Source organism: Kitasatospora sp. NPDC056531, from assembly GCF_042794375.1.
Classification (GTDB): Bacteria; Actinomycetota; Actinomycetes; order Streptomycetales; family Streptomycetaceae; genus Kitasatospora.
On sequence record NZ_JBHTTU010000002.1, the window covers coordinates 64,386 to 87,758 of the forward strand.

Below are 23,373 nucleotides of genomic sequence, written 5' to 3' on the forward strand. Positions count from 1 at the left end.
GTACCGGCTCAGGCATCGCGGGCCGCTCTCATCTGCCAGCCGAGCTGGAAGAGCGTCTCGGCGTCGTACAGCTCGCGAAGCCGGGCGATGTGCGCAGCGACCGTCCGCTCGCTCAAGCCCAGCCGACTCGCGATCGCCCGCTGGGTGAGGCCGCGGGTGAGCAGGCGACCGACCTGCTCATGGGCGGACGCATCGCCGGAACCCGCCTCCAGGGCAGTCCAGTTCACTCCGTCGGCCAGCTGCCAGTAGCGGTCGAAAACCTCGGCCAGGAACACGACGGTGGCCGAGTCCTCCACGAACGCCGCCCGGTCCAGTCCCGCCGACGCCGGGATGACGGCTACCGTCCGATCCAGGATCATCATCTTGGAGAACGAGAACGGTGCGACCCGGATGTGGCAGCCGGCCTCCGTCAGCCGGGCCGCGAGCCGGACCGTCAGGCCGTCGAATCGAGCCGCTGCTTCGTAGACGGTGCGTATCGAGCCGCCACCCTCCAGATAGCGGCGGGCGTGTTCCACGATGTCGTCGGCGGCGCCCGCGGGCCTGGCCCCTCCCGGTTGGAGGGACAACCCCTCGTGGCAGAACTCTTCGGTGAGCTGGGAAATCTGATGCCGGATGTTCTCGGCACCCTCGACGATGCGCACGGCACCGGTTTGGTCGTGGCGCCGCGGGGCGGTGTCGTAGGCGACGGTGAGATCACCGAACAGATCGGGGAGTTCCTCGGCCTGCATCAACAGACGGGTGCCGGTCGTGCGCAGGTCTGCCGCGATCCGGGTCGAGACCGAGCGCGGGTTGACCGCGGTCAGCACGCCGTCCGAGATGTACGGCTTCAGCAGGCCCAGGTCCAGCAGCGTCTGGACGGTCGCCGTGTCCTGCTCCGGGATGTCGGCGATCCGGATGCGGCCGCCCTCGCGGAGGATCGCGCGGTAGAGCTCGCGGGCGGCCTCGTCGGGCAGGGCGAGGCTGCGGTTCGTCATGGCTGTTCTCCCGTCATCTGCCGGTCCGGCCGGAGCGGTTCCCCTGCGCCCCGGGCACCGAGGAGGAGGGCGGCCGGGTCAGTCATGGCGCTCCCCCGGAGGTGCCGGCCGAGGTGGAGGCCGCGGGCGAGCAGGCCGCCGCTGCGGACGGTGGTGGGGTAGAGGACGCGTTCGGCCGGGCCGGGCTCGTCAGTCATCGCGGGAGCCTCTCATCAGCCACCCGAGCTGGAAGAGGGTCTGGGCGCCGTAGCGGTCGCGCAGTCGGGAGATGTGGGCGGCGACGGTGCGCTCGCTCAGGCCCAGCCGGGTGGCGACGGCGCGCTGAGTGAGGCCGCGGGCGAGCAGGCGGCCGACCCGGTCGGGGATGGTGCGGGCGGGGTTCTGGCCGAGGCAACCGGCGGCCTCGGTGGTGTCGGCGCGGGCCCAGTCGCGTTCGAAGACGCCGATCAGGAAGGTGAGGGCGGCCGGGTCGCTGATGAAGGCGGCGGTGCTGTTGTCGTCGTTGGCGGCGATGACGGCGACGCTGCGGTCGAAGACGATCATCCGTTGGAAGGACTCGTCGAGGACCCGGATCTGCGAGCCGTGCCGGGTGACCTCCTCGGCGTAGGCGAGCGCGGGCGGGTCGGCGAGCGCGACCGGCTGGTAGATGGTGCGCAGCGAGCAGCCGCGCTGGAGGAGTTGGACGTCCTGGGCGAGGGCGACCTGCAGGGTGTCGGCGGGTCGGTGGCCGGGCTGGGCGGTGAGCACCTCGGAGCGGCAGTCGGAGACCAGTTGGGAGATCCGCTGGCGGATGTGCACGTGGCCCTCGACGTAGACCGCGCCGCCGGAACGGCCGGACGGGCGGGGCATCGTGTCGTAGGCGCGGGTGAGGGTGTCCAGGGCTCCCGGGAGGTTCTCCGCGCGGACCAGCAGGCGGGTCGCCTCGCTGCGGAGTTCGGCGCCGAGGCGGTCGCTGACCGAGCGCGGGCTGACGGCGGTGTAGCAGTGGTCCATCCGGTTGGCCATCAGCAGGCCGATGTCGAGGAGTTGCCGGAGCGCGTCGCGGTCGGTGTCCTCGATGTCGGCGCAGGGGATGCGGCCGCCTTCGGCGGTGATCGCCAGGTAGAGCTGTCGGGCCGCCTCGTCGGGTTCCCCGCCCACGGGTGCCGCGTGGTGCGGCGTGACCGCCGGTTCCGCCGTCACGTCGCACTCTCCCTGCCGGACGCCTCTCCCCTGGTGCTGCCCCGCCCGTACGCGCGAGTCGCGGGTGCGCGGTACCGGTTGCCGGGCGTGCCCACGGTACCGGTCGGACGGCGGGCCCCCGGGTCCGGGTGCCGTCGCACACCGGACGCCCAGGGGCCGCCGTCAGCACGCCAGTGCCCAGGCACTTCCGTCGAGGCGGAGCAGCAACGCCTCGACGGAACCGGATCCGGCGTCCATCACCACACATGGACCCCGCCCGGCGCTCTTCCCCCCCGTTCCACGCGTGCGGAACGTCGCACACGCGGTCAGACCTGAAGAGCAAGTCGCCACCATCGGGCTGCGGTTGCCCGGCGGCCTTGGCGTGCCTCCACCCTCACAGCGTGACGCCCGGTGGACAAGTGCCGCCTGAGTGCAGGTTCGCGCATTTGCAGTTACCTGCATCCCTGTGCCGGTGCGGTGCCGTGGGCGGCGGGCGGTATTCCGGTAAAGCCCGAGGCCAGCGGGCGCTACGGGCGGCGACGGCCGGTTGGCTGTGCACGGTCAGCCTGAGGTGCGCGTTCCTGCAACGGCGGCGTGCTCCTGAGCTGGGGCCATTCCTCCGACCGGGCGTCCGGCCGGGTCAGCGCGCCAGCAGCCGCCCGCGCACCAGCCCCGCGGCGGTGCCCCCCGCCGCCAGCACCCAGGCGACGACCAGCAGCAGGTAGAGCCCGGCGGCCAGCGCGGTGAAGCCGCCGAAGCCGGTGTGCCGGGCGAGCGCGGCGGCGCCGGTGACGCAGGTGCCGATCGGGAAGGTGTAGGCCCACCAGGTCATCGCGAACGGCATCCCGGCCCGGCGGGCCCGCAGGTTGGCGGTGAGCGCGACGGCCAGCCAGAGCATCGCGACGCCGATCACCGCAATGCCGTAGAGCTCGGCCAGCGGCAGCATGACGGGCGCCAGGGAGGGCAGCACCGGGCGGGCGGCGTCGGCGAGCTGGTGGATCGCGGTGACGGACTGGCCGAGCGGGCCGAGCACGAGGAACAGCGCGGGGGTGAGTGTGAGGGCCGGCAGCTTGCTGTGGAACAGCCCGGTGAACACCACCGGCAGCAGCACCAGGGTGGCCAGCAGGCCGACCCCGAACAGCGCCCAGCAGCCGTACAGCAGGGCCTGCTGGGGCGGTCCGGCGGGCAGGTGCGGGACGAGGGCCGGGCCGCAGGCGGAGGCGACCAGCGGGGCGACCACCGGCAGCAGCCAGGTCGGGTTGCCCTCCAGGGCGGACACCGGGTGCCGGGTGATCATCAGGTACGGGATGCCGGCGGCGACGGTCAGCGCGTACAGGGTGCCGACGCCCCACAGCACGGCGTCCAGGGCGACCGCCGGGCCGGTGCCGATGACCCGGGAGCCGAGCAGCAGGGTGCCGAGCCCGACCGCCAGCAGCGCCATCGGCGGGCAGCCGTAGAAGACCGCGGTGGCCGGGTTGTCCAGCAGCTGGGCACGGGCCGCCTCGCGGTGCCGGGTGAGGTGGACCAGCCGGGCCCCGGCCAGCACCAGCAGGGCGGCCAGTCCGAGCGCCCACATCACCTCGCCGAAGCCGATCAGCCCGGGCACCCGGACCGGCAGGGCGGCGGCGCCGTTGGCGATGATCGCGGTGCCCATCACGGCGGCGTACCAGTTGGGGCCGAGCTGGGCGAGGTCGAACCGGGAGATCCGGGTGCGGAGGGCGGGAGGGGTGAGCGGGCGGACATCGGCCAAGGTGGACATGGTTCCACCCTGACCCGGCGGCCCGGCCGCCGGTAGCGCCGCGGATCCTATGAGGACATAGCCTGAACCTATGACTCTCTCCCCGCACGTCCCCGAACTGGGCGCCCTGGAACTGCTGCTCGCGGTGGCCCGGCTGGGCAGTGTCGGCCGGGCCGCGGCCGAGCTGGGCGTCAGTCAGCCGACCGCCAGCGCCCGGATCAAGGGCATGGAGCGGCAGATCGGCGTCCCGCTGCTGGAGCGCTCGCCCCGGGGCAGCCGGCCCACCGAGGCGGGCCGGCTGGTGGTCGAGTGGGCCCGACAGGTGGTGGAGGCGGCCCAGGCGCTGGACGCCGGGATCGACGCGCTGCGCGAACGCCGGGACGCCAAGCTGCGGGTGGTGGCCAGCCTGACCGTCGCCGAGTACCTGATGCCGGGCTGGCTGCTGGCGCTCTCCGAAGCCAGCCCGGGGACGGCGGTGACGCTGCGGACGGCGAACTCGGCGGAGGTCGCCGGGCACGTGCTGGCCCAGGAGGCCGACCTCGGCTTCGTCGAGGGCCCGTCCACCCCGCCCGGGCTGGCCGGCGCGGTGGTGGCGGCGGACCGGCTGGTGGTCGTGGTGGCGCCCGGCCACCCGTGGGCGCGTCGGCGCACCCCGCTGACCGGGACCGAGCTGGCGGCCACCCCGCTGGTGCTCCGGGAGCCCGGCTCGGGCACCCGGGAGGTGCTGGAGATGGCGCTGACGCCGTACGGGGGCGCGACGCGGCCCCGGCTGGAGCTGGCCTCGTCCACCGCGCTGAAGGCGGCGGCCATGACCGGGGCGGGGCCGGTCTGCCTGAGCGAGCTGGCGGTGGTGGAGGAGCTGGCCACCCGGCGGCTGGTCGAGGTGCCGCTGGCGGAGGAGCTGGACCTGCGGCGGCCGCTGCGCGCGGTGTGGCCGGCCGGGCAGCGGCCGAGCGGGCCGGCCCGGGAGCTGTTGGGGCTGACCCGGCGGACGAACGGCCGGAGCGCCAAGAGGAAGGGTTGAGCCCGGGGAACCCGAGCCTGATGAAAAACTTGAGCGGAATAGACTCAAGTTAGTGCATGCTGTACGTAGCAGTAGTGAAGGACAACGAGGGAGGATCCCCCAGCAGTGGACGCGAGCAAGTTCACCACCAAGACGCAGGACGCTCTGTCCGCCGCGATCCGGCAGGCGGGCGCGGTCGGCAACCCGGACGTCAAGCCGGTGCACATCCTGATCGCCCTGCTGGAGCAGCCCGAGGGCATCGCCCGGCCCCTGCTGGAGGCGGTCGGGGCCGACGCCGCCCGGATCGACGCCGAGGCGCGCCGCCAGCTGACCGCGCTGCCCAGCGCGATGGGCTCGACGGTCGCCGCCCCGCAGCTCGCTCGGGACACCCTCGCCGTGCTCACCGAGGCCGGCAAGCGCGCGGACGACCTGGACGACCAGTACGTCTCCACCGAGCACCTGATGGTCGGCCTGGCCGCCGAGGGCGGGCCGGTGGCCGAGCTGCTGGTGCAGCAGGGCGCCACGCCCAGGGCGCTGCTCGCCGCCTTCAAGGACGTCCGGGGGAGCGGCCGGGTCACCTCGCCGGACCCCGAGGGCACCTACAAGGCGCTGGAGAAGTACGGCACCGACCTCACCCAGGCCGCCCGGGACGGCAAGCTCGACCCGGTGATCGGCCGTGACCAGGAGATCCGCCGGGTGGTCCAGGTGCTCTCCCGCCGGACCAAGAACAACCCGGTGCTGATCGGCGAGCCCGGCGTCGGCAAGACCGCCGTGGTCGAGGGCCTGGCCCAGCGCATCGTGGCCGGCGACGTGCCGGAATCGCTGCGCGGCAAGCGGCTGGTCGCGCTGGACCTCGGCGCGATGGTGGCCGGCGCCAAGTTCCGCGGCGAGTTCGAGGAGCGGCTGAAGGCCGTCCTGAACGACATCAAGGCCTCCGACGGCCAGGTCGTCACCTTCATCGACGAGCTGCACACCATGGTCGGCGCGGGCGCCGGTGGCGACTCGGCGATGGACGCGGGCAACATGCTCAAGCCGATGCTGGCCCGCGGCGAGCTGCGGATGGTCGGCGCCACCACGCTGGACGAGTACCGCGAGCGGATCGAGAAGGACCCGGCCCTGGAGCGCCGCTTCCAGCAGGTGCTGGTCGGCGAGCCCAGCGTGGAGGACTCGATCGCCATCCTGCGCGGTCTCAAGGGCCGGTACGAGGCGCACCACAAGGTGCAGATCTCGGACGCAGCCCTGGTCGCCGCCGCCACCCTGTCCAACCGCTACATCACCTCCCGCTTCCTGCCCGACAAGGCGATCGACCTGGTCGACGAGGCGGCCTCCCGGCTGCGGATGGAGATCGACTCCTCCCCGGTCGAGATCGACGAACTCCAGCGCGCCGTCGACCGGTTGCGGATGGAGGAGCTGGCCCTGGAGAAGGAGTCGGACCCGGCCTCGGTCGACCGGCTGGCCCGACTGCGGCGCGATCTCGCCGACCGGAACGAGCAGCTGAGCGTGCTGACGGCGCGCTGGGAGAAGGAGAAGAAGAGCCTCAACCGGGTCGGCGAGCTCAAGGAGCGGCTGGACGACCTGCACGGCGCGCTCGAACGGGCCCAGCGCGACGGGGACTTCGAGCGGGCGTCCAAGCTGATGTACGCCGAGATCCCGGCGGCCGAGAAGGAGCTCACCGAAGCCCAGGAGCGCGCCGCCACCGCGAACAACGAGCCTGGGTCCGCCTCGGCGTCGATGGTCAAGGAGGAGGTCGGCCCGGACGACGTGGCCGATGTGGTCGCCTCCTGGACGGGCATCCCGGCCGGCCGCCTGATGGAGGGCGAGAGCGCCAAACTCCTTCGCATGGAGGAGGAGTTGGGCAGGCGCCTGATCGGCCAGACGGAGGCCGTGCAGGCGGTCTCGGACGCGGTGCGCCGCACCCGCTCGGGCATCGCCGACCCGGACCGCCCGACCGGCTCCTTCCTGTTCCTCGGCCCGACCGGTGTCGGCAAGACCGAACTCGCCAAGGCGCTGGCCGACTTCCTGTTCGACGACGAGCGGGCGATGGTCCGGATCGACATGAGCGAGTACGGCGAGAAGCACTCGGTCTCCCGCCTGGTCGGCGCCCCGCCCGGGTACGTCGGCTACGAGGAGGGCGGCCAGCTCACCGAGGCGGTCCGCCGCCGCCCGTACAGCGTGGTGCTGCTGGACGAGGTGGAGAAGGCCCACCCGGAGGTCTTCGACGTCCTGCTCCAGGTGCTGGACGACGGCCGGCTCACCGACGGCCAGGGCCGCACGGTGGACTTCCGCAACGCGATCCTGATCCTCACCTCCAACCTGGGCAGCCAGTACTTGGTGGACCCGGCCACCCCCGAGGACAAGAAGAAGGCCCTGGTGCAGGACTGCGTCCGGGCCGCGTTCAAGCCGGAGTTCCTCAACCGGCTGGACGACATCGTGGTCTTCGACCCGCTGGGCACCGGCGAGCTCAGCCGAATCGTCGACATCCAGGTGGCCCGCCTCGGCGAGCGGCTGCACGAGCGCCGGCTCACCCTGGACGTCTCCGAGCCCGCCCGCGACTGGCTGGCGCTCACCGGGTACGACCCGGCGTACGGCGCCCGCCCGCTGCGCCGGCTGGTGCAGTCCGCGATCGGCGACCAACTGGCCCGGGCGATCCTGTCCGGCCAGGTGCACGACGGGGACACCGTCCTGGTCGAGCGGGACGAGGAGGGCGACCGCCTCACCGTCCGCGGTCGGGGTCCGCTGGAGAAGTAACCCCGGAAGGGCCGGTTCGGGCCGCTCCGCGCGCCTGAGCGCGCGGAGCGGCCCGTACCGCGTCGTGCCGACTCCCCGCGGTCGGTCGGCTCCCCGCGGTCGGTCGGCCCCCTGCGGTCAGTCCGGCGCGCCCCGCCGCTGCCGCCGCGAGCGGTCCCGCCAGGTGCGTGCCAGCTGGTGCAGCTCGGCCCCTTGCGCCTGCGGCAGGCTCCACGTCTGGGTGAGCAGCCGCAGCGTGGAAACCCGCGGGCAGGACACCCCCCGCTCCAGGTCGCGGATCGACCGCACGCTCAGTCCCGACACCTCCCCCAACTGCTCCTGCGTCATCCCCCGCTCCAGCCGGATGCTCCGCAGCAGCCTCCCGAGCGAGGCACCCTCCCCGGTCACCGTACGCTCCATCCCGCTTCCCCCGTTCAGCTCAAATCACCTCAACTCGCCCACCGAACATGGATGTTGCCAACGGCGAGTTCCGTCGCACGCTAACCGCATCCGGCCGGTGCGGCAGCCGAACCCGAGCGCCGGGCGCGTGACTTGGCTCACCCGCGCACCCGGCGCGCCGCCCGGCCGCCGCCCGCCGGGCACCCTGGGTGACCGGTGCCCGCCACGCCCCGAAAGGAAGATCGACGCGCCCCCGGGCGCCCCTGTGAGCGGGGCCCCGAATGAGGCAGGATGGGAGGTGGAAAGGGCGGCCTCTCATTGCCGGCCACCACGTGCACTGAGGAAGAGGACCCCCATGAGCATCGACCCGTCGTCCATCCCGTCCTTCGGCGTACCCGGAGGCGGCCAGCCCGGTGGCCAGGGCGGGCGGCCGGCCGGCCCTCCGCCGATCATCGTCCCGGACCAGGGCCTGGTCACCCAGCTGCTCGACCAGATGCAGCTCAAGCACGTCGTGGACGAGGAGGGCGACCTCACCGCCCCCTGGGAGGGCTTCCGCGTCTACTACATGTTCCGCGGCGAGCAGAAGGAGCTCTTCGCGGTGCGCGCCTTCTACGACCGGGCGTACCCGCTGGAGAAGAAGGGCGAGATCCTCGACCTGATCGACGAGTGGAACCGCGAGACCCTCTGGCCCAAGGTCTACACCCACACCCACGAGGACGGCGTGGTCCGTCTGATCGGTGAGGCCCAGATGATCGTGGGCACCGGCGTCAACCTGGACTACTTCGTCACCACCACCGCGAACTGGACCCAGGCCGCGGTCGGCTTCGAGCAGTGGATCGTCGAGCGCCTGGGCCTGCAGAACGAGATCGAGGGCGAGGAGGGCGAGGACGAGGGCTCCGACGAGGCCTGATCCCCGCTTCCCCCCGTACGGCCCGCCACCGCGCTCACGTCGCGGTGGCGGGCCGTCCTTGTCCCCGGTCCCCGACTGTCCCAGGATGGGCGCGACGACGACGCGTGAGGAGCCACCGATGGGTACCAGGCCGCTGCTGAACCGCCGCTTGGCGGGCATGGGAACGACGATCTTCGCCGAGATGTCCGCCCTGGCCACGGCCACCGGCTCGATCAACCTCGGCCAGGGCTTCCCGGACACCGACGGGCCCGAGGAGGTCCGCGAGGCGGCCGTACGGGCCCTGCGCGAGGGCCGCGGCAACCAGTACCCGCCCGGCCCCGGCATCCCCGAACTGCGCCAGGCCGTCGCCGAGCACCAGCAGCGCTTCCACGGCCTCGCGTACGACCCGGACACCGAGGTACTGGTCACCGCCGGCGCCACCGAGGCGATCGCGGCGGCCCTGTTGGCGCTGCTGGAGCCCGGCGACGAGGTGATCGCCCTCGAACCCTTCTACGACTCCTACGCGGCCTGCATCGCGATGGCCGGCGCCACCCGCGTCCCGCTGACCCTGCGGGCCCCGCACTTCCGCCCCGACCTGGACGAGCTGCGCGCCCTGATCACCCCGCGCACCCGGCTGCTGCTGATCAACACCCCGCACAACCCCACCGGCACCGTGCTGACCGCCGAGGAGCTCGCCACCATCGCCGAACTCGCCGTCGAGCACGACCTGCTGGTGGTCACCGACGAGGTCTACGAACACCTGGTCTTCGGCGCCACCCACCACCCGATCGCCGCCCTGCCCGGCATGCGCGAACGCACCGTCACCATCTCCTCGGCCGGCAAGACCTTCTCCTTCACCGGCTGGAAGGTCGGCTGGGTCACCGCGAGCCCCGCGCTGGTCTCCGCGGTGCGCACCGCCAAGCAGTACCTCACCTACGTCAGCGCCGGCCCGTTCCAGTACGCCGTCGCCGAGGCGCTGCAGCTGCCCGACAGCTACTTCGACACCCTGCGCGCCGACCTGCTGCGCAAGCGCGACCTGCTGCTCGACGGCCTCGACTCGGCCGGCTTCCGCGCCTTCACGCCCGAGGGCACGTACTTCGTCACCACCGACATCACCCCGCTCGGTGAGAAGGACGGCGTCGAGTTCTGCCGTGCCCTGCCCGAGCGCTGCGGCGTGGTCGCGATCCCCAACGCCGTCTTCTACGACGACGCCGACGCGGGCCGTAGCCTGGTCCGCTTCACTTTCTGCAAAAAGGACGAGGTGCTCCAGGAGGCCGTAGCGCGACTGCAGCGCCTCTGAGCGCCCGCGCGCCCCCTCAAACGGAAGCAGTTCCGGCCCGACACCAGGCTTGATTGGCCATCAATTCACTTGAGTGGCATGCTCGTTTACTGCCAAGGAGGCAATTCAGCCGACCTCCCTGGCACATCCGTCCGCCCTCCACGCCCCGCGTATGGAGGGCGGCGGCGTATGAAGCGCATGGACAGCGCACTCCCGGCGCGCACGGCGCACAGGCCGGTTACAGGGGCGCGCGCTGTGCAGAGTCGCACACCGGGTCGATCAGAGCCGGGAAGCAGGTGAGCTCTTAACGGTGAATGCTTGACAAAGATGGGTAAATCACCGACGGACCCGGCGTATTCGTGCTTCTCTGCTGCTGAATCTCCAGCCGGAATCCTTCCTTCCACGGTCGGCCGCGCCCAAGGCCGCACAGCCACGAACAGCCTCGCCATCGCCTAGGCCTACTCGCTGCTGCTCGGCGGGCGCGCACGGAGCTGAAACGCGGAGCCGAGCATGCTCACCACACTGCAGACCTCCTACACGGACACCCGCGCCGGTGACCTGGCCTGGTGCCTCGGCGGCGAACCGCTGCCCGCGCTCGCGGTCCGCGACCTCAGACTCGACGGCGGCCGCCCCGGCACCCCCGGCACCCTCCAGCTGCGCCTGCTGGGCGCCTCGCACCAGGTGGTGATCGACGCCGGCCCCGGCAGCTGCCTGGAGACCGTCGCCTGCCTGCCCGGCCGCCGCACCCCGTTGCCCGCCCGGGTGGCCAAACAGGTCGGCGGCTGGGAGTACGAGTTCGCCGCCCGGATCGAGGCCCTGCCCCCGCACGACTTCGCGGCCCGCGCCCAGGAGCTGCTGGCCCTGGTCGAGGGGCACCCGCGCGGCCTCGCCGGGGTCTTCCCGGGCGACCCGAGCGCCTTCACCGCGCTGGTCACCCAGGGCGGCACGAACCGGCTGCTCTGGCGGACCTGGCACGCCTACCCGCAGGAGGGGCAGCTGGTCTGCACCCGCTCCTCGCTGGTGGTGTCGGGGGCGTGACCGCCCGAAGCCTGGGCGGGAGCACCGATCCGGTCATACGTCACCCGGCGCGAGCCGACGAATCGTACGCAGGAACGGTTCGTCAATCCGAGGGCCCACACTGTCCGTCGGATGGGCGCAGCTATCCGTCCCGCACGTCCCCTAGCGTTTGTTCGTGATCAACCATACGGCCGGTCCGCCCGCACGCCCGCGAGTGGACCTCGACGACGGCACCCCACTCCTGACCGGGCGAAGCCTCACCCCCCTGCCCGCCCGCCGTCGGTCCCGGCTGCGATCCCGACCCCGGCTCGCCCGCCTGGCCGTCCTGCTGGCCGCGTTCGTCTGCGCGGCCTGCGGACTCGTCTACGAGCTCGAACTCGTGGCGCTCGGCGACTACCTGCTCGGGGACACCGTCACCCAGACCTCGGTCGTGCTCTCCGTGATGGTCTTCGCGATGGGCCTCGGCTCACTGCTCGCCAAACGGCTCACCAGCCGACCCGCCACCGCCTTCGCCCTGGTCGAATGCGCCCTCGCGCTCACCGGCGGACTCTCCGCCCTCGCCCTGTACTCCTGCTGGGCCTGGATCGGCCGCTACCAGGCCGCGACGGTCGGCATCACCTGCCTCATCGGCATCCTGATCGGCGCCGAGATCCCGCTGCTGATGACCCTCATCCAACGGATCCGACGTGAGGACGCCGGACGTGCCGCCGCCGACCTGTTCGCCGCCGACTACGTGGGCGCGCTGATCGGCGGCCTCGCCTTCCCCTTCCTCATCCTCCCCGGCCTCGGGCCCGGCGACGGCGCCCTGCTCACCGGAGCGGTCAACGCCGTCGCCGGAGCCGCCGTGGTGCTCTGGCTCTTCCGCGAGGAACCAGCCCCCCGGATACGACGCCTGCTCTGGCTCGGCTGCGCAGCCGTCCTCACCCTGCTCGCGGCCGCCGCCGTCGGCTCCGACACGATCGAACGCGCCGCCCGGCAGGCCCTCTACGGCGACCAGATCCGCTTCGCCACCCGCAGCAGGTACCAGGAGATCGTGCTCACCGGCCCCGCCGAGGGCCCGCTCCGGCTCTACCTCGACGGACGACTCGCGGTCTGCGGACCCGACGAGTACCGGGGCAGCGAGGCACTCGTCCACCCGGCCATGGCCGCCGGGCCGGACGCCCGGGTCCTGCTGCTCGGCGGCGGCGACGGCCTCGCCCTGCGGGAGGTGCTCCGGCACCGCGGCGTCCACTCCGTCCGGCTGGTCGACGCCGACCCGGCCCTCCCCCGGCTCGCCCGCACCGACCCCGGGCTCGCCGACCTCACCGGCCACTCCCTGGACGACCCCCGGGTCAGCACCACCGAGGCCGACCCGATGGCCTGGCTGCGCGGCGCGCCCGACGCGGAGTACGACGTGGTGCTCGCCGACCTGCCCGCCCCCTCGGACGGCGGGCCGGTCAAGTTCCACTCCCAGGAGTTCTACGGCCTCGCGGCCCGGCTGCTCGCCCCCGGCGGCCGGATCGCCGTCCGGGCCGGCGGGGACGAGGGCGGCCTCTGGCAGATCGAGTCCGGCCTCCGCGCGGCGGGCCTGCGGACCGCCCCGTACGCCGTCCGGGGCAGCTCCACCGCCACCTGCCGCTCCGGACCCGCGGACACCGCCCAGGACTTCCTGCTCGCCGCCGCCACCCGACCCCCGCTCACCCTCGCCCCCGACGCCCCACCACCCCGCGCCCTCACCCCCGACACCCTCCGCGCCTCCACCACCCGCCTCACCTCGCTCCGCCCCACCCGCCCCCCGGCACCACTGACCCTGCTGGGGCTGCGCTGAGGGGAAGCGGGCCCCCGACCGGCGGCGAAAGGGCCCGTTCCCGACGGGAGTAGCGGGTCGCGGGCCGTGATGGGTGGGGTGGGGGAAAGTCGGGTGGCGGTAGGTAGGGACCGGGCCGGGCCCAGTCGGTAGGCTCCGTGGCATGGAGCATGAGGTTGTCGTCCCGATGTCCGCAGAGCTGGTGCGGGAGGCCTTGCAGGATCCGGCGCTGCTGGCGCGGAGTGTGCCGGGGCTGAGCACCGAGCCGGCGGCGGTCGGGAGTGGGTCGGCCGAGGAGATCGGCGGGCGGCTGAAGCTGCGGGTCGGCGGCTCCACGATCACCTACAAGGGCGTGCTGTCGCTGATCGAGGGCCGGGAGGGCGTGCTCACCGTACTCGCCGAGGGGCAGGAGGCCCGGGGCACCGGCGAGGCGACCGCCACCGTGCGGGTCAGCGTCGTGGACGGCGCCGAGGAGGGCACCGCGGCGATCCGCTTCACCGGCGATCTGAGCGCCACCGGCCGGCTGACCGAGTTCGACGCCGAGACCCTCGACGCCACCGGCCGCCGTCTGCTGGAGCGCTTCGCCGCCGCGCTCACCTCCCAGGACGCCGGACCGGCGGACGAGGAGGCCGAGGACGAGACCGGCGAGGAAGCCGGCGAGGAAGCCGGGGAGGAGACCGGGCCCCAGGCCGAGGTGGTCTCCATCGAGGACCGCCAGGACCTGCCCGGCGACGACCTGGACGACGACCTCTCCGACCTGATCGCCTTCTCCGACGCCGACGCCGAGCGCTTCGGCCTCCCCACCGGCTCCGCCGACGACCACGAGGACGGCGAGGACGGCGAGGCCGAGGACGGCGGCCGCACGGACGAGGTCGCCGAGGAGGTGCCCGTCGAGCCGCTGTTCGCCTACGAGGACGAGCCGGAGCTCAGCGGCCCGGTCCGCCGCAGCATCGTCGGCCGCTCGGCCGAGGAGGTGGACCACGCCCCGCCGCGCGGCCGGTACGCCCCGGCGATGCCGGCCCGCAGTGCGCGGGCCCGGGCGGCGTCCCGCTGGGGCGGCGAGGCCGGCGGCATCGTGGTGCCGGGCAGCGGTGGCCGCAGCGCGGTGCCGTGGGTGATCGGTGGCTCGGTGGCGCTGCTGGGCGGCGCCGTGGTGCTGGTGCGGGCGCTGCGCCGCCGCTGATCGTCAGACAGGCCTCAGCCGAGAGCGCCGCGCGCGGCGGGGCAGGCGGGAGCCTGAGGACAGGCCCTAGACTGAACGCTCATGAGCAACGACCGCGACGCCCTGCTGGCACAGATCAAGGACAAGGCCGTCGTGCACGGCAAGGTCACCCTTTCCTCCGGCAAGGAGGCCGACTACTACGTCGACCTGCGCCGGATCACGCTGGACGGCGAGGCCGCCCCGCTGGTCGGTCGGGTGATGCTGGACGCGACCTCGCACCTGGAGTACGACGCCGTCGGCGGCCTGACCCTGGGTGCCGACCCGGTGGCCACGTCGATGCTGCACGCCGCCGCCGCGCGCGGGCAGAAGCTGGACGCCTTCGTGGTCCGCAAGACGGGCAAGGCGCACGGCCTTCAGCGCCGGATCGAGGGCCCGGACGTGAAGGGCCGCCGGGTGCTGGCGGTCGAGGACACCTCCACCACCGGTGGCTCGGTGCTGACCGCCGTCGAGGCACTGCGCGAGGCGGGCGCCGAGGTGGTCGGCGTCGCGGTGATCGTCGAGCGCGGTGGCGCGGGTGCCGTCGAGGAGCAGGGCCTGGAGTACGTGACCGCGTACGACCTGGCCGACCTGGGCCTCTGACCCCGTCGAGCCCGAACGGTTCAACGTGAAGGGCCGGGCTGTTCCACGTGGAACAGCCCGGCCCTTCGCGTTGAACCCAGCCGGTCGGTCTCAGCCGCGCCGGTGCCGCCCGCCGCCGCTCTGCGCGGTCTCGACGGCGGTGTCGGTGACGCCCGCCTTCTTCTTGCGGCGCTCCCGCATGACCTCGATCAGGATCGGCGAGATCGACAGCAGGACGATCAGCAGCACCGCCGGGATCAGGTACTTGTCGATCACCGGGGCGAGCGCGTCGCCGAAGAAGTAACCGATCAGCAGCATGGACTCGGTCCAGAGCACACCGCCGATGGCGTTCCACAGGAAGAACGTCTTGGCGGGCATCTCCAGGGTGCCGGCGACCGGGTTCAGGAAGGTCCGGATGATCGGCATGAAGCGGGCCAGCACCACGGCCTTGCCGGAGCCGAACTTGTTGAAGTACTCCTCCGCCTTCACCACGTACTCGCGGCGGAAGATCTTGGAATCGGGCTTGTCGAACATCCTCGGCCCGACCTTGGCGCCGATCAGGTGCCCCAGCTGGGCGCCGGCGATCGCCGCGATCGGGCAGCCGATCAGCAGGACGGCGATCGGCAGCTTGGCGCCGGCGCCGAGCACCGAGGAGGCGGCGTTCGAGGCGGCGACGCCCGCGAGGATCAGCAGCGAGTCGCCCGGGAAGAAGAAGCCGACCAGCAGGCCGGTCTCCGCGAAGATGATCGCGATGAGCCCGATGGCGCCGAGGGACGAGATCAGGGATTTGGCGTCGAGCAGATTGACGGCCAGCTGGTTGTAGTCCACGGGCGCAGGATAGCGGGCGTACCTTGCCGACGACTTCCGGCCGAGCCCTGCGACGGCTTCCGGCCGGGCGTCCCGGCTCGACGTTCCGACAGGCGGGCTCCTGCTGACCTGCGGGCACGAGTCTGGGAAGATGGCACCGGCGTCCTGCCCCGCGTCGGCCCACCACCCTCATGGTCGTACCGCGGAGGCCGCCTCGAACCTTGGTGCCGGAGAGCCACACCGCAGCGCCGCGCGTCGGCGGGCCGGCACGGAGTCGTCACGAAGGCGTACACAGCGTCGGACAGCACCGTCCGTACGCCGCAACCCGACAGGAGCGGATCGCATGCCCATCGCAACTCCCGAGGTCTACAACGAGATGCTGGACCGGGCCAAGGCGGGCAAGTTCGCCTACCCGGCCATCAACGTCACCTCGTCGCAGACCCTGCACGCCGCCCTGCGTGGTTTCGCCGAGGCCGAGAGCGACGGCATCATCCAGATCTCGACCGGTGGCGCGGAGTTCCTGGGCGGCCAGCACAACAAGGACATGGTGACCGGCGCGGTCGCGCTCGCCGAGTTCGCGCACATCGTCGCCGCCAAGTACGACGTCACCGTCGCGCTGCACACCGACCACTGCCCGAAGGACAAGCTGGACGGCTACGTCCGCCCGCTGCTGGCGATCTCCGCCGAGCGCGTGGCCAAGGGCGAGAACCCGCTGTTCCAGTCGCACATGTGGGACGGCTCGGCCGAGACCCTGGCCGACAACCTGGCCATCGCCCAGGAGCTGCTGGCCCAGGCCGCCGCCGCCAAGATCATCCTTGAGGTCGAGATCACCCCGACCGGCGGCGAGGAGGACGGCGTCTCGCACGAGATCAACGACGAGCTGTACACCACCGTCAACGACGCCGTGCGCACCGCCGAGGCGCTGGGTCTGGGCGAGAAGGGCCGCTACCTGCTGGCCGCCTCCTTCGGCAACGTGCACGGCGTGTACAAGCCGGGCAACGTCGTGCTGAAGCCGGAGCTGCTGCGCGAGCTGCAGGACGCGATCGGCAAGCAGTACGGCAAGACCGACCCGTTCGACTTCGTCTTCCACGGCGGCTCGGGCTCCACCGCCGAGGAGATCGCCACCGCGCTGGAGAACGGCGTCGTGAAGATGAACCTGGACACCGACACCCAGTACGCCTTCACCCGCCCGGTGGCCGGCCACATGTTCGCCAACTACGACGGCGTGCTGAAGGTCGACGGCGAGGTCGGCAAGAAGAACACCTACGACCCCCGCACCTGGGGCAAGCTGGCCGAGGCCGGCATGGCCGCCCGCGTGGTCGAGGCCGCCGAGCAGCTGCGCTCGGCCGGCAAGCGCCTGAAGTGAACCCGCTGAAACGAGCGTGACAAGGTTGTGCCCCCGGCGGTCCTCCGCCGGGGGCACGGTCATGTGGTCCTACCGCTCGGGCTCGGCGGTCGTTGCTACTTGAGCTACTGCTTGAGCTACTGCTTGAGCTCCGCGTACGCCTCCGCGCTGCTGTCCTTCAGGAACTGCCAGCAACGGGCTTCCTCCTCGGTCTCCTTGATCGCGCCGGCCGCCCGGGCGAGCGCCGCCAGGCAGCGCAGGAAGCCGCGGTTGCCGCGGTGGTCCCACGGCACCGGCCCGTGGCCCTTCCAGCCGCTGCGGCGCAGCGCGTCCAGGCCCCGGTGGTAGCCGGTCCGGGCGTAGGCGTACGACTCGACGTAGCGACCGGCCGCGTAGGCGTCGTCGGCGAGCATGGCCCAGGCGAGGCAGAAGGCCGGGAAGTCGGCCGCCACCTGGGTCGGAGAGGCCGACTCCTCCGCCAGCATCCGGTAGGGCTGCTCGTCCTCCGGCAGGAGGGTCGGTTCGGGGCCGTCGAAAAGATTCTTGTGAATCGCCATGCAGTGCAGTCTGCCATCCGAGGCCCAGGGGTCAACCGCCCCGCCGTGATCGGCCGCCCTCGCGGGGCCGGCCGACGCACGGCCCGCCCCCAACGCCCAGCCCGCCCCGGAGGTTGCATACCGGGTATATGGACATTCACCCGTTCGCCATGCCAGGGTGTGGCTCGTGCCCGCAGCCAGACCCGCCCGCCGGCGAGCCACCCAGCCCGAGAACGCTCGCAGCAGACGCCGCCGCAGGTCACGCCGCAGGATCGGCCCCGGCATGCTCGCGGCACTGATCGCCTCCGTCGTGCTGCTGGGCGTCGCGGCCTTCGCGCTCGAACGCCCCTCGGACGCCCCGGCCCCCGCCGCCACCGCCCAGGCCCGGGTCGCCCCGCCGGCCGAACAGTCGCCCGGCACCGCACCGGCCTCACCGACACCCACCCCGACGCCCACGGCGACCCCCACCCCGACGCCCACCGCGCCCGACCCCGGCCCCACCAAGGGCTCCGGCACCTTCAGCATCGCCCCCGCCAGCGCCAAGGCGGTCGGCCGCGGCACCGTGCGCCGCTACCGGGTCGAGGTCGAGGACGGTATCGGCATCGACGCCGCCACCGCCGCCGCGCAGGTCCACGGCATCCTCGGCGACCGGCGCGGCTGGACCAACGACCACAAGAACGGCTTCCAGCTGGTCGCCGGCGGCTCGTACGACTTCACCGTGAAGATCGCCTCCCCGGCCACCGTCGACAAGATCTGCGGCGCCTCCGGCCTGGACACCCACGGCGAGGTCAACTGCAACGTCGGCGACCAGGTGCTCGTCAACTCCAAGCGGTGGAACACCGGTTCACCTCAGTTCAGCGGCCCGCTGGACGAGTACCGGGCACTGATCGTCAACCACGAGGTCGGCCACCGGATCGGCCACGGCCATGAGACCTGCCCCGGCCCGGGCAAGCCGGCGCCCGCGATGATGCAGCAGATCTACGGCCTCAAGGGCTGTGCGCCGAACGCCTGGCCGTACTCGGCGGACGGCACCTACCTGAGCGGCCCGGCCGTCCCGTAGTGCAACGGAGTTGAGACCTGAACGGCAGGTGGCCGGGACGACCTCGCACTAGCCTGCGATCATGACCGCTGCCCAACGCCGAAGGCTCACCGCCGCGTTCGCCATCGCCGGGATCACGCTCGGCGCCACCGCCTGCTCCTCCTCGACCGGCACCGCCACGAGCGGTGGAGCACTCTCCTACGACCGCGTCCGGTCGACCGCCCTGGACCTGTTCAAGAACAGGTCCAGCACCTGCCCGTTCGGCCTCGACTTCGCCAAGGCCGCGTCCCAGGCCGGGATCACCGGCACCGTCGCCCCCGCCGTGACGGACGGACGCTCCGTCACGGGCAACGCCGGGGAGGGCGTCCCGGCCCAGCCCTGGCCCTCGGGAGCCACCCACCCGCCGACCATGACCGCGATGCCGGCCACTCCCCCGAACGCCCAGATCACCTGCTCGTACACGGTCGGCCCGTCCACCGTCGACGTCGAGCTGATGGCCGTGCCGAAGAACGACTACGGCATCAGCATGATGCTCCCCTCGATCGCGCGCGCCGGGCTGCTCAGCGTGGACCAGATGTCCCAGTTCTCCACCGACCGGCCCGCCGTCGGGCAGACCAAGCTCACCCCGGGCGGGGGCACGGCCGCCGTCGCCCGGATCGCGCTCCACGGCGAGGGCGACCTGGTGCTGATGCTCGACCAGAACACCACCGGCCAGGCCGCCCCGGACCCGGCCCTCGCCGGCGAGCCGCTGCGAAAGGCCGCCGAAGCCCTGGCCGGCCAGCTCAAGGGCTAACCCAGGATCGGGAGGTACTCCCCCAGGTCGCTGCGCTCCCCCGAGGCGGACACCCCGGCGTCCGCCACCGCCGTCGCCCAGTCCGCCCGGCCGGTGGCCAGCCGGATCCAGGTCAGCGGGTCGGTCTCGACCACGTTCGGCGGGGTGCCGCGGGTGTGCTTCGGGCCCGGAACGGCCTGGACGACCGCGTACGGCGGGATCCGCAGCTCGACCGCACCGCCGGGGACGCGGTCGGCGAAGGCGTCGGCCAGCAACCGGGTGACGGCGGCGACGGCCTGGCGGTCGTGCGGGAAGACGGCGAGACCCAGCGCGTCGGCCAGGTCGTCGGCGTGCACCACCGTCTCCACCAGCCTGGTCACCAGCAGGTCGGAGAGCAGCATCGAGCCCAGCCGGATCTCCAACCGCCGTGCCGGGTCGGCGGCTTCGGGCCGTTCCAGGAGTCCGGTCAGCGCGTCCGCGGCGCGCCCGAAGGCCGCCGCCACCGAGGCCGCGTCCCCGGCGAACTCGGCCGCTGCCCGCTCCCTGGCCTGCTCGTCCAGCGCCGGCGCGACCGTACCGACCGCGGCCGCCCAGCCCGACAGGTCCAGCGCCGGCCGCCCCTCCAGCGGGTCGTCCAGGTGCACGGGGAGGAAGTCGAGCTGGACGGCCAGGTGCGCGAGCAACTCCCGCACCCGCCAGTCCCCCAACCTGGTCGGCAGGTCCAGCTGCTCCGGGGTGAGGCCGGCCACGGCGGCGCGCAGCGCCCCGGTCTGGGCGGCCAGCGCGGCGCGGACCTTCTGCGGCTGGTACGTACGGGACTTGGGAGGCATGGGGCCCAACATACGCCGAGGGGCGGACGGTTCCCGAAAGAACCGCCCGCCCCTCGAAGGCGCGCCGGTCAGGCCAGCAGGGCCTCGATGACGCCGGTGTGGGCGTCCTTCAGCTCGGCCAGCGAGACGGTGAACTGCCCCTGGACGTCCAGGCTGTCGCCGTCCACGACACCGATCCGGGCGGCCGGCAGGCCACGCGCGGTGCACATGTCGTTGAACCGGAGCTCCTCGCTGCGCGGCACCGCCACGACGGCGCGGCCGGCCGACTCCGAGAACAGGAGGACGAACGGGTCGATGCCCTCGGGCACGACGATCCGCGCGCCGTGACCGCCCTTGAGGCAGCTCTCCACCAGCGCCTGGCCGAGACCGCCGTCGGACAGGTCGTGCGCGGCGTCGATCATGCCGTCGCGCGAGGCGGAGATCAGGATCTCGCCGAGCAGCCGCTCGCGCTCCAGGTCCACCTTGGGCGGCAGGCCGCCGAGGTGGTCGTGGACGACCTGCGACCAGGCCGAGCCACCGAGCTCGTCCGCCGTGTCGCCGAGCAGGTAGAGCAGCTGCCCCTCCTCGGCGAAGGCGACCGGGGTGCGACGGGTGACGTCGTCGATGACACCGAGCACCGCGACCACCGGGGTCGGGTGGATGGCGACCTCGCCGGTCTGGTTGTACAGCGAGACGTTGCCGCCGGTGACCGGGGTGCCGAGCACCAGGCAGGCGTCGGCCAGACCACGGGTCGCCTCGGCGAACTGCCACATCACGTCCGGGTCCTCGGGGGAGCCGAAGTTGAGGCAGTCGGAGACGGCGAGCGGCTTGGCACCGCCGGCCGCGACGTTGCGGTACGCCTCGGCCAGGGCCAGCTGGGCGCCGGTGTACGGGTCCAGCTTGGCGTAGCGGCCGTTGCCGTCGGTGGCGACGGAGACGCCGAGGTTGGTCTCGTCGTCGATCCGGATCATGCCCGAGTCCTCGCCGTGCGAGAGCACGGTGTTGCCGAGCACGTAGCGGTCGTACTGGTCGGTGATCCAGGACTTGGAGGCCTGGTTCGGGTGGCTCGCGACCTTCAGCAGGTCGGCCTTGAGGCCCTCGCCGGTGGTCGGGCGGGCCAGCCGCTCGGCGGTGGGGGCGTCGGCCTGCAGCGCGTCCTGCCAGCTCGGGCGGGCGTACGGGCGCTGGTAGGTCGGGCCCTCGTGGGCGACGGTGCGCGGCGGGACGTCCACCACGAGCTCGCCGTGCCAGAAGATCTCCAGGCGCTCGCCGTCGGTCACCTCACCGATGACGTTGGCGATGACGTCCCACTTCTCGCAGATCTCCAGGAAGCGGGCGACCTTGTCGGGCTCCACGATCGCGCACATGCGCTCCTGCGACTCGCTCATGAGGATCTCCTCCGGCGAGAGCGTGTGGTCGCGCAGGTGCACGGTGTCGAGGTCGATCCGCATGCCGCCGGAGCCGGCCGAGGCCAGCTCGCTGGTGGCGCAGGACAGCCCGGCGCCGCCGAGGTCCTGGATGCCCTTGACGAGCTTCTCGCGGAAGATCTCCAGGGTGCACTCGATGAGGAGCTTCTCCTGGAACGGGTCGCCGACCTGGACCGCCGGGCGCTTGGCCGGCTTGGTGTCGTCGAAGGTCTCGGAGGCCAGCACCGAGACGCCGCCGATGCCGTCGCCGCCGGTGCGGGCGCCGTACAGGATGACCTTGTTGCCGGCGCCGGAGGCCTGCGCGAGGTGGATGTCCTCGTGCTTCATGACGCCCACGCACAGCGCGTTGACCAGCGGGTTGCCCTGGTAGCAGGAGTCGAAGACGACCTCGCCGCCGATGTTCGGCAGGCCCAGGCAGTTGCCGTAGCCGCCGATGCCCGCGACGATGCCGGGCAGCACGCGCCGGGTGTCCGGGTGGTCGGCCGCACCGAAGCGCAGCGGGTCCATCACGGCGACCGGGCGGGCGCCCATCGCCAGGATGTCGCGCACGATGCCGCCGATGCCGGTGGCCGCGCCCTGGTAGGGCTCGATGTACGACGGGTGGTTGTGCGACTCGACCTTGAAGGTGACCGCGTAGCCCTGGCCCACGTCGACCACACCGGCGTTCTCGCCGATGCCGACCAGCATCGCGTCCGAATCCGGCTTCTTCTCGCCGAACTGCTTCAGGTGGACCTTGCTGCTCTTGTACGAACAGTGCTCCGACCACATCACCGAGTACATCGCGAGTTCGGCGCCGGTCGGGCGGCGGCCGAGAATCTCCCGGATGCGCGCGTACTCGTCCTCCTTGAGGCCGAGCTCGGCCCAGGGCTGGGCGGCGTCCGGGGTCTGCTCGGCGTTCTTGACGGTGTCGAGGCTCATCAGGCGTTCACCAGCTGCTTCAGGACGGAAGTGAAGAAGCCCAGGCCCTCGGTGGTCGGACCGGTGAGCGACTCCACGGCGTGCTCCGGGTGCGGCATCAGGCCGACGACATTGCCGGCGGCGTTGGTGATGCCGGCGATGTCGCGGTACGAACCGTTCGGGTTACCGTACCCATCAGCGGCGTTGCCGCGGACGAGGTATCGGGCCACGACCCGGCCCTCCGCCTCCAGCTCGTCCAGGACGTGCTCGTCGGCGACGAAGCGGCCCTCGCCGTTCTTCAGCGGGACGACGATTTCCTGGCCCGCCGAGTAATCCCGGGTCCAGGCCGTGCCCGCGTTCTCGATCCGCAGCTTCTGGTCGCGGCAGATGAAGTGCAGCGAGTCGTTCCGGGTGAGCGCACCGGGCAGCAGGTGCGATTCGCACAGCACCTGGAAGCCGTTGCAGATACCGAGCACCGGCATTCCGAGCTTCGCCTGCTCGATGATGGTCTCCATCACGGGCGAGAAGCGGGAGATCGCGCCGCAGCGCAGATAGTCGCCGTAACTGAATCCGCCCGGCAGGACGACGGCGTCGACCTGGTGGAGATCCTTGTCACGGTGCCAGAGGGCGACCGGCTCGGCGCCGGCCAGGCGGACCGCACGCTGGGCGTCGCGGTCGTCGAGCGAGCCGGGGAAAGTGACGACGCCGACGCGGGTGGTCACTTCGCCGCCTCCTCGACCCGGACGGTGAAGTCCTCGATCACGGTGTTGGCGAGAAAGGTCTCGGCGGCTTCGCGGATACGGGCGAGCGCGGCGTCGTCGACCGGGCCCTCCAGCTCCAGCTCGAAACGCTTGCCCTGGCGGACGTCGGCGATCCCGGTGAATCCGAGACGGGGCAGTGCACGCTGCACCGCCTGTCCCTGGGGGTCGAGGATCTCCGGCTTGAGCATGACGTCGACTACGACGCGTGCCACTGGCACTCCCGGTGG

At 72.4% G+C, this 23,373-nt stretch carries 22 protein-coding genes; 11 read left to right on the forward strand and 11 right to left on the reverse strand.

The features are described 5' to 3' along the window. Positions 1–8: 8 nt before the first annotated feature. The 4 genes from ACFQ87_RS02955 to ACFQ87_RS02970 all read right to left on the reverse strand — a co-directional run bounded on the left by ACFQ87_RS02955 (position 9) and on the right by ACFQ87_RS02970 (position 3,894). The gene (locus ACFQ87_RS02955) at positions 9–974 is read right to left on the reverse strand and encodes a LuxR C-terminal-related transcriptional regulator (RefSeq protein WP_380608796.1); all 966 of its coding nucleotides are present in this window, start codon (positions 972–974) and stop codon (positions 9–11) included. Next, positions 971–1,171, reverse strand: a complete 201-nt coding sequence (locus tag ACFQ87_RS02960) for a hypothetical protein (RefSeq protein ID WP_380608797.1) — start codon at positions 1,169–1,171, stop codon at positions 971–973. The genes ACFQ87_RS02955 and ACFQ87_RS02960 overlap by 4 nt, the downstream gene beginning before the upstream one ends. Continuing rightward, a complete protein-coding gene (locus ACFQ87_RS02965; RefSeq protein WP_380608798.1) occupies positions 1,164–2,156 on the reverse strand; it encodes a LuxR C-terminal-related transcriptional regulator in 993 nt (330 codons plus the stop codon). Before ACFQ87_RS02965 ends, ACFQ87_RS02960 begins: the two co-directional genes overlap by 8 nt. A 619-nt stretch (positions 2,157–2,775) precedes the next feature. After that, positions 2,776–3,894: a TDT family transporter gene (locus ACFQ87_RS02970; RefSeq protein WP_380608799.1), complete on the reverse strand. Its 1,119-nt coding sequence runs from the start codon at positions 3,892–3,894 to the stop codon at positions 2,776–2,778. A gap of 70 nt (positions 3,895–3,964) precedes the next feature. On the opposite strand from ACFQ87_RS02970, the gene ACFQ87_RS02975 reads away from it, so the two are divergent. Then, a complete protein-coding gene (locus ACFQ87_RS02975; protein WP_380608800.1) occupies positions 3,965–4,897 on the forward strand; it encodes a LysR family transcriptional regulator in 933 nt (310 codons plus the stop codon). 105 nt (positions 4,898–5,002) lie between these two features. After that, positions 5,003–7,624: an ATP-dependent chaperone ClpB gene (clpB, locus tag ACFQ87_RS02980; RefSeq protein WP_380608801.1), complete on the forward strand. Its 2,622-nt coding sequence runs from the start codon at positions 5,003–5,005 to the stop codon at positions 7,622–7,624. Positions 7,625–7,741: 117 nt separating this feature from the next. Here the strand turns inward: clpB and ACFQ87_RS02985 are convergent, their stop codons facing one another. Then, on the reverse strand, positions 7,742–8,011 hold the full coding sequence (locus tag ACFQ87_RS02985; protein WP_380608802.1) for a helix-turn-helix domain-containing protein: 270 nt from the start codon (positions 8,009–8,011) through the stop codon (positions 7,742–7,744). Positions 8,012–8,357: 346 nt separating this feature from the next. Here ACFQ87_RS02985 and ACFQ87_RS02990 point away from each other — a divergent pair, with 346 nt between their 5' ends. The 6 genes from ACFQ87_RS02990 to pyrE all read left to right on the forward strand — a co-directional run bounded on the left by ACFQ87_RS02990 (position 8,358) and on the right by pyrE (position 14,774). Then, a complete protein-coding gene (locus ACFQ87_RS02990; RefSeq protein WP_380608803.1) occupies positions 8,358–8,912 on the forward strand; it encodes a YbjN domain-containing protein in 555 nt (184 codons plus the stop codon). Between the two features lie 118 nt (positions 8,913–9,030). Next, positions 9,031–10,191: a pyridoxal phosphate-dependent aminotransferase gene (locus ACFQ87_RS02995; RefSeq protein ID WP_380608804.1), complete on the forward strand. Its 1,161-nt coding sequence runs from the start codon at positions 9,031–9,033 to the stop codon at positions 10,189–10,191. 489 nt (positions 10,192–10,680) lie between these two features. Then, entirely contained in the window at positions 10,681–11,208 is a 528-nt protein-coding gene (locus tag ACFQ87_RS03000; protein WP_380608805.1) for a DUF2617 family protein, read from the forward strand. Between the two features lie 244 nt (positions 11,209–11,452). Further along, positions 11,453–12,994, forward strand: coding sequence for a polyamine aminopropyltransferase (locus ACFQ87_RS03005; protein WP_380609115.1), 1,542 nt, complete (start codon positions 11,453–11,455; stop codon positions 12,992–12,994). A gap of 142 nt (positions 12,995–13,136) precedes the next feature. Continuing rightward, on the forward strand, positions 13,137–14,156 hold the full coding sequence (locus ACFQ87_RS03010) for a hypothetical protein (protein ID WP_380608806.1): 1,020 nt from the start codon (positions 13,137–13,139) through the stop codon (positions 14,154–14,156). An 81-nt stretch (positions 14,157–14,237) separates the two neighbouring features. Beyond that, complete coding sequence (gene pyrE / locus ACFQ87_RS03015; protein WP_380608807.1) at positions 14,238–14,774, forward strand: orotate phosphoribosyltransferase; 537 nt, start codon at positions 14,238–14,240, stop codon at positions 14,772–14,774. Between the two features lie 90 nt (positions 14,775–14,864). On the opposite strand, the gene ACFQ87_RS03020 is transcribed toward pyrE, so the two are convergent. Further along, on the reverse strand, positions 14,865–15,581 hold the full coding sequence (locus tag ACFQ87_RS03020) for a DedA family protein (RefSeq protein ID WP_380608808.1): 717 nt from the start codon (positions 15,579–15,581) through the stop codon (positions 14,865–14,867). Between the two features lie 322 nt (positions 15,582–15,903). Here ACFQ87_RS03020 and fbaA point away from each other — a divergent pair, with 322 nt between their 5' ends. After that, positions 15,904–16,926 (forward strand): class II fructose-bisphosphate aldolase, encoded by a 1,023-nt coding sequence (gene fbaA, locus ACFQ87_RS03025; RefSeq protein WP_380608809.1) that lies wholly within the window; start codon positions 15,904–15,906, stop codon positions 16,924–16,926. A 116-nt stretch (positions 16,927–17,042) separates the two neighbouring features. Here the strand turns inward: fbaA and ACFQ87_RS03030 are convergent, their stop codons facing one another. Beyond that, the gene (locus ACFQ87_RS03030) at positions 17,043–17,462 is read right to left on the reverse strand and encodes a DUF3151 domain-containing protein (protein ID WP_380608810.1); all 420 of its coding nucleotides are present in this window, start codon (positions 17,460–17,462) and stop codon (positions 17,043–17,045) included. 262 nt (positions 17,463–17,724) lie between these two features. Between ACFQ87_RS03030 and ACFQ87_RS03035 the strand changes: the two genes are divergently transcribed. Next, the gene (locus ACFQ87_RS03035) at positions 17,725–18,501 is read left to right on the forward strand and encodes a DUF3152 domain-containing protein (protein WP_380608811.1); all 777 of its coding nucleotides are present in this window, start codon (positions 17,725–17,727) and stop codon (positions 18,499–18,501) included. A 61-nt stretch (positions 18,502–18,562) separates the two neighbouring features. After that, positions 18,563–19,273, forward strand: a complete 711-nt coding sequence (locus ACFQ87_RS03040; protein WP_380608812.1) for a hypothetical protein — start codon at positions 18,563–18,565, stop codon at positions 19,271–19,273. Here the strand turns inward: ACFQ87_RS03040 and ACFQ87_RS03045 are convergent. The 4 genes from ACFQ87_RS03045 to purS all read right to left on the reverse strand — a co-directional run bounded on the left by ACFQ87_RS03045 (position 19,270) and on the right by purS (position 23,358). After that, on the reverse strand, positions 19,270–20,082 hold the full coding sequence (locus ACFQ87_RS03045) for a sterol carrier family protein (RefSeq protein WP_380608813.1): 813 nt from the start codon (positions 20,080–20,082) through the stop codon (positions 19,270–19,272). The genes ACFQ87_RS03040 and ACFQ87_RS03045 overlap by 4 nt on opposite strands. A 68-nt stretch (positions 20,083–20,150) precedes the next feature. After that, positions 20,151–22,406 carry a phosphoribosylformylglycinamidine synthase subunit PurL gene (gene purL, locus ACFQ87_RS03050; protein WP_380608814.1) on the reverse strand — a complete coding sequence of 752 codons (2,256 nt, stop codon included), beginning with the start codon at positions 22,404–22,406 and terminating at the stop codon, positions 20,151–20,153. Beyond that, entirely contained in the window at positions 22,406–23,107 is a 702-nt protein-coding gene (gene purQ, locus ACFQ87_RS03055; protein ID WP_380608815.1) for a phosphoribosylformylglycinamidine synthase subunit PurQ, read from the reverse strand. Before purQ ends, purL begins: the two co-directional genes overlap by 1 nt. Next, a complete protein-coding gene (gene purS / locus ACFQ87_RS03060; RefSeq protein ID WP_030278336.1) occupies positions 23,104–23,358 on the reverse strand; it encodes a phosphoribosylformylglycinamidine synthase subunit PurS in 255 nt (84 codons plus the stop codon). Before purS ends, purQ begins: the two co-directional genes overlap by 4 nt. Positions 23,359–23,373 lie beyond the last annotated feature (15 nt).